Source organism: Alkalibacterium subtropicum (assembly GCF_900112455.1).
Taxonomy (GTDB): Bacteria; Bacillota; Bacilli; order Lactobacillales; family Carnobacteriaceae_A; genus Alkalibacterium; species Alkalibacterium subtropicum.
The window spans coordinates 38,277-50,364 of sequence record NZ_FOLT01000009.1; the positions used below are offsets into that span (position 1 = coordinate 38,277).

The window sequence follows — 12,088 nt, forward strand, 5'->3', positions numbered from 1 at the left end:
ACTCCTTTCTCTATCCTGATGGGTCTATCATCACTGATCGTGGATCGACTCCTGTAAGCATAAAAGAAGAAAGGAAAGAAAGCCTCTCAGCTTTCGATCCTTTCGACCCCTTATTCAGCTGCCAGACGTGCGATTTCAACGAGGACATCTGTCGCTTTTTCCATACTTTCGATGGCGACAAATTCATAGCGGCCATGGAAGTTTTCTCCGCCGGCAAAAATATTCGGCGTCGGCAGACCCATAAATGAGATTTTCGAGCCGTCTGTCCCGCCTCTGATCGGTTTGACGTCTGGTTCGATATCCAGGTTCTTCATCGCTTTATCAGCCAGTTCGACTGGTCGCATGTCTTCTTCGATGACATCACGCATATTGTAGTAAGAATCTTTCATGATCACTTTGACACGTTCTTCTTCAAACGGTGCGTTCAAGCGGATCGCGATATCACGCATGAGCTGTTTGCGCTTGATAAACAATTCTCTATCATGATCACGGATGATATAGTTCATTGACGCCCCTTCAACTGTGCCTGTCAGTCCCATGAGATGGAAAAACCCTTCACGACCTTCAGTTTCTTCCGGAACATCCTGACTGGGCAGGGCTTCGTCAAAGGCAATAGCCAGTTTCAGGGCATTGACCATTTTCCCTTTCGCCGTACCGGGGTGGACGTTTTTGCCTTGGATCAGTACATTGGCACCTGCGGCATTGAAACTTTCGTACTGCAGTTCGCCGACCGGTCCGCCGTCGATCGTATAAGCAAAATCTGCGGCAAAGTGATCCACGTCAAAACGGTCTGCGCCGACGCCGATCTCTTCATCCGGGCCAAAAGCAATACGGATCTTGCCGTGCTTGATGTCCGGATTGCTGATCAGGTGTTCCATTGCGGCAAAGATCTCTACGATACCTGACTTGTCATCGGATCCAAGCAAGGTCGTGCCATCTGTGGTGATCAGGGTCTGTCCGATGTAGTTGTTCATATTCGGAAAATCTTTCGGTGATAGTTTGACCCCCAGTTTTTTATTCAGAACGATCTCTCCGCCGTCATAATTTTCATGTATCTGGGGATCGACGTTTTCAGCATTGAAATCAGCGGTGTCCATATGTGCGATATAGCCGATGACCGGCACCTCTTTGTCCGTGTTCGACGGCAGGGTCGCTGTGACAAAACCGTTGGCATCATTGTATTCCACTTCTTCCATACCGATCTCCTTCAGATCTGCCATCAGTTTCCTGGCAAATGCGACCTGTGTCTGCGTTGAAGGAACCGTAGTTGATGAGCTGTCTGACTGTGTTTCGATTTTGACATATTCTAAAAAACGATCGACTAAGTTCTTGTACATGTTATCCCGCCTCTATTTGATATAAGTAAATACGTCTTTCTGTGTTTCTGCTTTCAGTATTTCTATGTCCCACTGATTGTACTCTTTACACTGGTTCAGATATTCATACAGTTTCGGTACAGCGATGGCTTCCATATAATGGCCGGCATCGATAAAGTCCAGACCGTACCGCAGCATATCCTGAGCGCCATGGTAGGAAATGTCTCCGGTAATATAAAGGGTCGCCCCTTTTTTGAGCGCTTCTTTGTAGTACTTTTCACCGGACCCTCCTAGAACTGCTATTTTGGTGTGCTTTCTGTCGGCATTGACCGACCCGTACCTCACGCCGTCAACATCAAACTGCTCTTTCACTTTTTCGGCCAGGTCTGATGCGGAAAGGGGCTCCTTCAGCACACCTACACGTCCAAACCCAAAGGGCTCTGACAGATACTCGAGAGTAAAAATATCGTACACGGGTTCTTCATATGGATGGGCTGCTTTCAAAGCTGCGATACTTTTCATGACATCAGCATCTTTGACCATCATTTCGATACGCTCCTCATGGATGCGCGCTGCTTTGCCGATTTCGCCTTCTGCCGGGTCTGCCCCCTCTTGTGGCGTAAAACGGCCATAACCACTCAGTGTATAGGAAACATCCGTGTACGCGCCGATTTCACCGGCTCCGACAGCATGGAGGGCTTTGCGGACATCATCAGAAGCGTGATCCGGGACATACACAGCCAGTTTCTTGAAGCCACGCTGCAAACTGACTGACATGACCTGGCGATCGTCTTCACTGATACCCAAGCTGTCCGCCAGCCAGTCGTTCATCCCGCCGGCTGCCGCATCCAGATTCGTATGGGCAGAATAAACGGCAATGTCCGATTTGATCAGGTCGATGTACTGCTTTCTTCTTTCATCTTCCTGATTCAGCGTTTTCTGAGAGGTGAAAATTGCCGGATGATGGGTCACGATCAGGTCAGCCTGTTTCTGTTTGGCTTCTTCGATCGTATCTTTATCGACGTCCAGGGCGACGAGCACGCGCTTGACTGATTGTCTGACGCTTCCAAAAGATAAACCGATGGGATCCCAGCTCTCTGCCAAGTCCGGGGGCGCAAGCTGATCGATCTGACTGATGACATCTGATACATTCACGTTGTTCACTTGATCATCTCCTCGATTAACTTCAACCGTGCATTCAATTCTTCCAGTTTTTCTTTATTTTTTCGTTCCGCCTTTTCCATCTGTTCCAGGACGTATCTTGTTTTCCCTGCTTCGCCTTTCCATTTCTCTTTAAAAACGGACGATTTTTCCTGACGAAGGAAGGGGCCGAACAAAAGATCCTTCTCATCGTAAGCCGGCTTGTCAGCTGACGGTTTCGCTTTGATTATTTCATAGCGCTTCCCGTTTTCTTCCAGGATCGTTTCTGCTTCGATGGCATAGGACTCATTCATCAGATACTCACGCACTGCCCGTTCATTGACGTTCGGCTGCAGGATCAGCGTTTCCTGACCCGTTCGTTTACCCAACTGTCTGCCTTCTTCCAGTATACGCACGATCAGTGGGCCACCGACACCCGCGATCGTTATAGTGGTGATTGCGTCATAGTCATTTAAGACCTGCAGGCCATTGCCCAAACGCACACTGACGGTTTCTTCCAGATCCAATCGGGACACTTCGTTTACGGCATTTAAAAACGGTCCTTCAACGACTTCGCCGGCAACAGCACAGTCGATCTGCTTGTTCTGTGCCAGATAACACGGCAGGTAGGCGTGATCGGAACCGATATCGGCCAGCCTTGCCCCTTTTTCAACGTAATCAGCAACGACTTGGAGCCGTTTGGATAAATTTACTGAATTCATAGGTCACCTCTTCTGTTCTACTCTCTTTATTTTACCAGTTTTTTTATAGAATTGAAAAGAGAGACTGATTTTTTTACAGTAAAGGTGTTTATGTAAAAAAAGTCTATTGCCCGCATCAGAAACCAGGCAATAGACTCAACCACCGTCTACTGGATTTTATTTTTTGTAAGCGTCCATGTCTTCATCTTCACGTGAAAAGTCACGTCCGCCAGTCAGCGGATCATTGATATCTCCGCTCGTATTGTCATCTTGTTTGGTCAGGTCACGCTTGCCGCCACTCGGATTCACTTTTGTATCCGGATCTGTGTCCCTGACGCCTTTGTAATTGTCCAGATCAGCTTTCCCGTTGGCTGTATCCGTTTTGTCTGACGTATTTCTATCAGTCTTACCCAACTTGTCGTGATCTCTGTCTACGCTGTGAGTCGCCCGGTCGTCTTCTGCTCTATTGACAGGCGTGGTTCGCGGTGTTCCTCCGTCCGTATCATGGACTGCAGCTGCAGAGTTGTATTGGTTCAGATCTTCCCCTTTATAGCCATCCAGCACCACAACGACTTTACCGCTTTTGATGTCGTCTCTGTATGGATAAAGCAGATCGTCTTCCTGATTATAGCTGGCATCTCTGCGCCGTTCATCGTGATCATAAGTGTCTGATGAAAAGGCATCTTTAATCTGCTCCCATAAGGACTGATCGTCTTTGTTCGTTTCTCTGGTTTCGCGTGTCGGGGTCGTATCTGCTTCAACGTTTACTGCCTCATAATCACTCTGGGTCTGGGTCACGTTTTCATTTGCATAAAGTATGATGTTTTCTTTCTGATAGCCCGCATCTTTCAGCTTGTGGACAATATTTAAGGCTTCATCACGTGTGTCATAGCTGCCTACAACCGTTTTATTTTTCTCCTGCATAACGATTCCTCCTGTTGTGAATTTAAGTGAGGCCATCTCTTTTCCCACTTGTTTTTATTATAAGTCACGCCTGCTGATAATTCTAGAAATAGCCCTTATACTAACCCCTGCAAAGGACTGCCCGTTAATATAGAGCAAAAAAATCTATTGCCTGCTGTTTAAATCAGCAGGCAATAGACAAGGGGGAACGAGTGATCATTTTTTGTAGCGGTCTCTGGTTTCCTCAGAACGGTTAAATTCTCTGTTCTCAGTCGTCTGATCTTTGTTCAGATCGGTCGTCCTTCCGGTGTCAGAAGGCATGGCTGAGGTGTTGCCCGGATCATCGACATTACCTGTATCCGAAGGCATCGCGGCAGTATTGCCTGCATCTGCGGCTCTTTCTGTTGGCTGACCGCGATAGTTTTCGACCACCACGACAAAATGCCCTTTGGCAATGTCATCTCTGTACGGATAAAGGATATCATTTGATTGATCGTAGTTGGCACGCTTGTGTTCTTTTTCGTGATCATAGGTATCTGTCACAAATGCATCTTTGATTTTGTCCCACATGGACTGATCTTTTTCATCTTTATACTTTTTCGTTTCCGCTGTGTTATCCGGATCGACCACCACATCATGGGCTTCGTAATGCGTCAGAGCATTAGACTGTTCTTCGTTGGAATACAGGATGATATCGTTTTTCGGATAGCCTTCATTTTTCAGTTTGCTGACAACATCCAGCGCTTCATCCTGAGTGGGATAGCTGCCTACCACTGTCTTGTTCGCATTTACCATCAATATAACCTCCTGTTAAAGTTTAAACTCTCAAATGTGTCTCTATACTCATTATAAGAAGTATGCGCTTAAAAAACGAATAATACGTCTTTTCCCGATACATGACATTACTCGTAATGCGTCGCTGCCGTTTTTTCCTTCTGACTGAAATTGCGCTTTAGGATCTGGCGTATCCGCTTGGCTGTGAGTTGCCCCCCACACCACTCATATACCGAAGCCGTGGTCACTTTTTTCTCCGGGAACAAGTACTTCAGTTCACTGATATTGTGAAGACAGCTCTCTTCAATAGTCGTTATACGCTGACATTTTCTGCACAGGCAGCTCCTTTGGGTCAGCTTTAAGTCGGTACTGCCACATTCCTTGCAGAAAAGGCTTTTTTTCAAGGCGCTGTAGTCACAGGAAGGTAATTCTTTTTTATATGAAACGTTTTTTCCATGCAGTTCCAGAAGCTTTTCTGCCAGTATTTGGTGGTTCTTGTTTAAATGCGTTGCTATACTGCTCAATTCTGAAAAGTGTCTTTCAATCTGATTTGAAAAAACGATTGGATCAGATTGCGAGGCATGATAAAGAAAAAATGAAGGATCGACAAAGACGGCCGAACCCTTTACAGCCTCATCGCATTTCAGTTCTTTGAACAACTGACTGAATTTTATCAATGAACGACTGATCTGTGACAAAGGATTAAGCACTTCCTGACCACTCATCGTCAGTAAACGTCCCGCCTGCATATCATAGTTCCCCTGATAATTCTTCACTTCATAAATCCTTACCCCTTCTGCCGTAATGATAAGTGTATCGATCTGAATCATCGTTCCGTTGATTACCAGCAGTACATCATTGAGGATCAGGCCTTCGCCGCTAAAATACTGTTCGACTTGATCATCAAAATAGCGCTCACCTTCGAACCCCTTTTCCAGATTATACAATGAACGCTTCTGATCGATGGGCAGAATCATCCGTTTATTCAATAGCTGCAGATAATGCAAAAGTTCTGGTTTGTCACGTTGCTTTAGTATTTCCATTGTTTTCTCCTCCTTAGTTAATACTATTTACCAAAGATGAAAAAACTCACGAAATTTGCCACATTTTTTATTTTCACCTTCAGTAGAGATGGTGATAATGGGAAGAGAGGTAGAAGTTAGACTAACTCGAGGAAGAAAAAAACAGTGAGTCATCATAAAAGAAAATGCTTTTGACCAGTCGAAATCAGCATCTGCTGGGTGGGTCATAATTAAGGTGTGTTCTATCTTCTCTTATTTTGATTAACCAGTGAGTGGTCAAAACAAAGCCCGTTTAGTGACCACTCACTGGCCATACCTTTACGGGTAGGCAACAAAAGACCATTTTGATGCCTACCCGATATTGAATGTGTTACTGACTGGTCACTATCTGCCTCATATAAGACAAACCCCATCTTATATGAGACATGAGCAGGTACAAGTGAGACCTTATAGTGACTAGTGTGAAAAGAATAGTGTCGGGTAGGCAGAAGGTATATTCTTTAAGCTATCTGAACATCCTTTATAAGCTGAGCAGACAGAAGTTCACCCGCACTTGACAAAAAAGTTGAGATAAGAACCCGACAGGTCGTGATCAGGCGCTCCGCCTGATCTTTCATCTTCGCTTCAAGCTTTATGAAGGGACAGACGCGCTTAAAGGCGCGTCTGGTCCAATCAAATCTGCTCAATGCTGACGAAACGGGACGATCGGCCCGTTTCAACATAACAAGAAGACCGAATGCTCTATGTAAACACATAAAACACTCGGTCTTTTTAAATTATTCAGTTAAATGCTGATCGGGAGAATCTTATTCTTCTGAATCGTCTTCGTCTTCACCGATAACTTCTGGTTCAGGCATTTCGTCGTCAGCAGTTGGTTCAGGCTCTTCTTCGATTTGAGGAGCTGAAACAGATACTACTGTTGAGTCTGTGTCTGAAAGCAATTCGATGCTGTCGTCGATCGCGATATCAGAAACATGTTTCGTGTCGCCGATTTCCATTTCTGAAACGTCAACAGTGAATTCTGAAGGAGCTTCAGCAGGCGCCACGTTCACTTCTAATTCAGAGATAGATTGTGATACGATACCTTCTTTGATTTCTTCTTCGCCTGTGATATAGACTGGGATCGTCATGTTGACTTTTTGACCTTTAGTAAAGGCTAACAAGTCCACGTGATAGATTTCAGGTTTCAACGCCGCGTTTGTTTTTTCTTTAACGAAAACATGGTAAGTGTCTCCATCCACTTCGACGTCGAATACGCCGTTTGCGCCAACTTCACGCAAAGTCATTTCGAATTCTTTTCTGTTCAATAAAACAGCTACGGTTTCTACTTCTCTCCCGTAGATCGCTGCTGGGATCATGCCTTCTTCTCTTGCTCTTCTTGAAGCTGAACTTCCTGTTTCGGTACGTTTTGTCGCTGTTAATTTCATAAAATTTTCACCTTCCACGATTTTATTTTAAGTAAATAGCATATTTCATTAACTGAACAAGCCAGAAATCAGTATACCAAAATTGTGAACAGATTGCAAAGAAAAGCGACAAGAACTTTTACTTTACAGTCGATTTCCCGCTTTTCCTGCTTCTCTGTCCTGACATTTTTATTCTAAAAAGTCTTTCAGTTGCTTGGAACGACTTGGGTGACGCAGTTTTCTCAAGGCTTTCGCTTCGATCTGACGGATACGTTCACGTGTAACACCAAAAACTTTACCCACATCTTCCAGTGTACGCTGACGCCCGTCATCCAGACCGAATCTCAGACGCAAAACGTTTTCTTCCCGGTCCGTCAAGGTGTCCAGCACATCTTCCAGTTCGTTCTTCAACAGTTCATACGCCGCATTGTCAGCCGGACTTGTAGCACCGTCGTCTTCAATGAAGTCGCCTAAATGTGAATCGTCTTCTTCACCGATCGGCGTTTCTAAAGAAACAGGTTCCTGTGAAATTTTCAGGATATCTCTGACTTTTTCAGTCGGCAGGTCCATTTCTGCACCGATTTCTTCCGGCGTCGGTTCTCGGCCCAAGTCCTGCAGCAATTGTCTCTGGATACGGACCAGCTTGTTGATCGTTTCGACCATGTGCACAGGGATACGTATCGTACGGGCCTGGTCGGCGATCGCACGGGTAATGGCCTGTCTGATCCACCATGTCGCATACGTGGAGAATTTGAAGCCTTTTTCATAGTCGAATTTCTCGACGGCTTTCATCAGTCCCATGTTCCCTTCCTGGATCAGGTCCAAAAAGCTCATCCCGCGGCCGACATAACGCTTGGCGATCGATACGACCAGTCTGAGGTTGGCTTCAGCCAGTTCCTGTTTCGCCAGGGTGTCGCCGGATTCGATGCGCTTGGCAAGAGAGACCTCTTCGTCGGCTGACAACAGATCGACACGTCCGATCTCTTTCAGATACATGCGGACAGGGTCATTGATCTTCACACCAGGAGGAGCGATCATTTCTTCTTTCTTCGCTTTTTCAGCTTCTTTTTCCTGTTTCTCGAGTTGCTTCGTCAACGGATTACCCTCTTCGTCAACGACCCCGATCCCTTCATCTTCCAGTTTCTGAACCAGGTCATCCATCTTTTCTTTTTCCAGTCCGAAAGGTTCTGCCAGTTCATCTGTGATCTTGACGTAGGAAACGGTCTGTTCTTTCTTTTTCTTCAAGTCTTTAATAAAACGGACAACTGCGAGTTCGTATTTTTCTTCAGGCTTTTTCTTGTTGTTCTTCGTTGTTTTTGCCATAAAATGACATGCCTCCTGATTTATTCTATTTATTTATTTTTTAATTGACGGTATAAGTTGATGATCTCGATACTTAATGACTGCTGTCTCTGTTTGTCCCCGGCTCTTTGGGCATCGACCAGTTCTTCCCGCTTGTTCTTGATGCGGTCTTCCAGCGGCTGGCGATTACAGATCAGATTCAGATAATCTTCGATCTCACCTGGCGCGATGTCTTCAGATAGGGACAGCCACATGATTTCAGATGCTCGGCTTTTCAGCTTCTCGTCCGGAAGGAAATCAATGAAAGACTGCACATTCGGATGATCATGTGAATGATAAAATTCTTCATAAAGAATAAATAAGAGCTGGTTCGATTCCACTGAAAAAGCCAGTTCCTTGTCTAGGGCATTCAGTTTCTGCCAGACGTCATTATCGGTGAACAGACGATACAGCAAGGCGTTTTCAGCTTTCATGGCCGCTGTCTGCTTCGGTTTGTTCTGACGAAGCACCACGGTCGGTTGTTCAGGTGTTTTTACCTGCTGCCGCTCAGTGCGCTTCTTCTGCTGCTTGCGGCGTTCTTTCTGATTTTCGATGATATGTCCGTGCATCTGTTCTTTTAAAGATTCCGTGGACAGATCGAAGGTTTCGGCCAGTTGATTGAGATACATTTCCCGCTCAACGGCCGATGTGACCCGTGTCAGTTCATTTAATACCGTATCGATATATTTCAACCGGTCACTTTCATTATTTAAGTTGACTTCTTTTTTGTGGTATTTCATCAGAAAACTCATTAGGGTGTCCCGGCCGTGTGCCAGGAAATCCTTGAAAGCCTCTGCGCCTTTTTTCTGAATAAAATCGTCGGGATCCATTTTTTCCGGAAAAGCGGCGATTTCAATAGAGAAATGCGTTTCATTGGTAATGAAATCCGTCGCTCGCTTGATCGCGTCCAAACCTGCCGAATCTCCGTCATAGGCGATCACGACATGATCCGTCACCTTGTCCAGTGTATGGACCTGTTCTTCTGTCAGGCTCGTCCCCATCGTGGCAAGGCCATTTCTAACCCCTGCCTGCCAGGCTGAAATGACATCCATAAAACCTTCGAACAGGAGGACTTCACCTTCACGACGGATGACCGGTCTGGCTTTGTCATAGTTGAACAAAACCCGGCGCTTGTTGAACAATTCCGTCTCCGGGCTGTTCATGTACTTGGCCGTCCGTATCTGTCCGTCTTCATTATCCATAAAGGCCCGGCCAGAAAAGGCTACGGTATGACCTTTGTCATCTTTGATCGGGAAAAGGATGCGGTTCGTGAAGCGATCGTAAAACGTGTCATCGTCCCTGTCAGAGAATAGACCTGTTTTTTTCAGGATCTCTGCTTCACTCAACCCTTCATTTTCCAGATACATTTTTAAGGCTTCTCTTTGCGGGGGAGAAAACCCGATTTTGAATGTGTCGATACTTTCTTCAGTCATGCCCCGGTCCAGCAGATACTGGTATGCCGCTTCTCCGGCTTTTGTATTCACTAGGACATGATGATAGAAGTGTTCTGCTTTTTCATAGACCGAAAGCAGCTTCCCTCTGGTTGAATCGGCATTCGGCCGGTTCTTTACTGCCTGATCAAACAAGGTCTGGTCGACAGGGATTTCGGACAGTTCGGCTGTTTTACCGACGGCTTCCACGAAAGAGATCCCTTCGATCTCCTGCAGGAAACTGAAGACGTTCCCGCCTCTGCCGCAGCTGAAACAATGATAGATCTGTTTCTTTTCACTGACCGAAAAGGATGGCGTCTTATCATCATGGAAAGGACAGGAAGCAAAGTGATTCTGCCCGGACTTTCTTAACTGAAGATATTGAGAAATGACTTGAACAATGTCTGTCTGTTCTCGAATAGAATTAATTGTTTCATCAGGTATTCTACTCATTCTTCATCCCCCTTCGTGTCCTGTTGCATTATAGCAGTTAATGAAAAGGCACACTAACCCTATAATAACCAATCTTTAGTATACCAAAGTTTCTATATTATGTAAATAATTCAGCTTCCAAGTTGCAAAAGAATGCAGAGATCTTCACAGTACTGAGACATTGTCTCGGTAACCTATAAAGTGGAGCGGCTTTGACACCACTTCCTGTGCTAGTAAGCACTTAACGAGTCACTCAACTTTCTTTGACACTACTTCCTGAGAAAACATCTGACGAACTAGTCGCTTAAGCTCCTTTGACACTGCTCCCAGTGACCGAAGCATTCAAAGTTTTTCCGCTCCCTTATTACCACCAGATAAAAAAGGAAAAGGCTGGAACAGGAATTCCAGCCTTTCTCAAATTATTCTGATTCAATTATCAAGCTTTGACTTTTCTGGCGAGCTGAATCATGCGGCTGCCCATACTCTTCCACATAACTTGAGCAATCAGGAAGTCGACCATGCTGTGAACAACAGTCCCGACACCGACCAGTAAAAAGACAGCGTAGAAAAAGCCAGCCTGGTAATCTCCGCTCCCGATCAGTCCAAAGAAGAACAGAGAGACAACGGCAACTTCTGCTAAGGCATGGAGGATCCCGATCGTAAAGGAAAACAGTTGGCTTTTAAGCGGTGAGGCAAGGACCTCTTCGCGTCTGTACTGCAGATAAAGTGCGCCGATGAGTGCAAAGACGACATGGCTGAGCGCCCGAAGTGTGATGACGATCGGAAAACCTGCAAGCAGAAAGCCGACTGCCGATCCCAGTGATACCATCACAGCAATGAATGGCGACAAAAACATGGCAAAAAAGATCGGAACATGGCTTGCCAGCGTGAACGAAGCCGGTTCGATCAGCACTTTGATCGGCATGACCATAGGGATCATGATCGCTATGGCTGTCAGCAATGCGGTGAGGGTCAGTCTGAGTGTGTTGGTTTTTCTTAGTGCGGTTGTCTGTTTGATAAAAAACATCTCCTTGTCTTATGTATATATAGGTGTCTTTACACCTAATAATTATACGGAGGATCAAGGAGATGTCAATAGGTTATTCGTAAATAAAGCCTTTTTCTTTCAGCTTCGCGATCAGTGTATCACGGGTCGTTTCATCTTTGGCCCGGATCGTATGCGTATGGATGCCGTGTGTGAGTGTCGAAAGCAGGGAGGTATCTGTCTCGTTCAGTCTTTCGATAAAATCATCCGCTTCCAGTCGGCTGGATATATTGAGATCGCCCCGGATCATGCCATAAAGTGGATGCTCGACGATGACGTCCAGGACTTCACAACCCGTGTCCACGATCGTATAGAGCTCTTCTCTCGTTTCTTCACGGCTGTGCACGCAGACCAGCTGTGTCGTTACGCCTGGTGCAGCTGCCTTTCTCATCATATATCCTTTGGGGGTGGAATATATGTCCTGCCCGGCAGCACGGAGCAGCGCGATATCACCGACAATGACCTGGCGGCTGACATTGAACTGCTCTGCGAGTGCACGCGCGACGATCGGCTCGGCACTGTTTGTTAAAAGCATAAGAATCTCTTCGCGTCTTTGTTCTGCTTCCATAGTGAACCTC

11 protein-coding genes are annotated in these 12,088 nt (G+C 45.8%); all 11 read right to left on the bottom strand.

The features are described from left to right. Positions 1-110: 110 nt before the first annotated feature. Positions 111-1,337: a peptidase T gene (gene pepT, locus BM049_RS08840; protein WP_091530684.1), complete on the bottom strand. Its 1,227-nt coding sequence runs from the start codon at positions 1,335-1,337 to the stop codon at positions 111-113. Positions 1,338-1,349: 12 nt separating this feature from the next. Further along, the gene (locus BM049_RS08845) at positions 1,350-2,480 is read right to left on the bottom strand and encodes a Nif3-like dinuclear metal center hexameric protein (protein WP_177188662.1); all 1,131 of its coding nucleotides are present in this window, start codon (positions 2,478-2,480) and stop codon (positions 1,350-1,352) included. Further along, a complete protein-coding gene (locus tag BM049_RS08850) occupies positions 2,477-3,178 on the bottom strand; it encodes a tRNA (adenine(22)-N(1))-methyltransferase (RefSeq protein ID WP_091530689.1) in 702 nt (233 codons plus the stop codon). The genes BM049_RS08845 and BM049_RS08850 overlap by 4 nt, the downstream gene beginning before the upstream one ends. Before the next feature lie 156 nt (positions 3,179-3,334). After that, the gene (locus tag BM049_RS08855) at positions 3,335-4,081 is read right to left on the bottom strand and encodes a general stress protein (protein ID WP_177188663.1); all 747 of its coding nucleotides are present in this window, start codon (positions 4,079-4,081) and stop codon (positions 3,335-3,337) included. Positions 4,082-4,276: 195 nt separating this feature from the next. Then, on the bottom strand, positions 4,277-4,855 hold the full coding sequence (locus tag BM049_RS08860; RefSeq protein WP_091530695.1) for a general stress protein: 579 nt from the start codon (positions 4,853-4,855) through the stop codon (positions 4,277-4,279). Positions 4,856-4,962: 107 nt separating this feature from the next. Further along, entirely contained in the window at positions 4,963-5,877 is a 915-nt protein-coding gene (locus BM049_RS08865; protein ID WP_091530697.1) for a nuclease-related domain-containing protein, read from the bottom strand. Between the two features lie 785 nt (positions 5,878-6,662). After that, positions 6,663-7,283 carry a 50S ribosomal protein L25 gene (locus tag BM049_RS08875; protein WP_091530703.1) on the bottom strand — a complete coding sequence of 207 codons (621 nt, stop codon included), beginning with the start codon at positions 7,281-7,283 and terminating at the stop codon, positions 6,663-6,665. A 168-nt stretch (positions 7,284-7,451) separates the two neighbouring features. Further along, positions 7,452-8,585: an RNA polymerase sigma factor RpoD gene (gene rpoD, locus BM049_RS08880; RefSeq protein ID WP_091530706.1), complete on the bottom strand. Its 1,134-nt coding sequence runs from the start codon at positions 8,583-8,585 to the stop codon at positions 7,452-7,454. Between the two features lie 29 nt (positions 8,586-8,614). Beyond that, positions 8,615-10,486: a DNA primase gene (gene dnaG / locus BM049_RS08885; protein WP_091530709.1), complete on the bottom strand. Its 1,872-nt coding sequence runs from the start codon at positions 10,484-10,486 to the stop codon at positions 8,615-8,617. 415 nt (positions 10,487-10,901) lie between these two features. Next, positions 10,902-11,492, bottom strand: coding sequence for a hypothetical protein (locus BM049_RS08890; protein WP_091530712.1), 591 nt, complete (start codon positions 11,490-11,492; stop codon positions 10,902-10,904). A gap of 73 nt (positions 11,493-11,565) precedes the next feature. Next, positions 11,566-12,078: a transcription repressor NadR gene (locus BM049_RS08895; protein WP_091530714.1), complete on the bottom strand. Its 513-nt coding sequence runs from the start codon at positions 12,076-12,078 to the stop codon at positions 11,566-11,568. Positions 12,079-12,088: the final 10 nt, after the last annotated feature.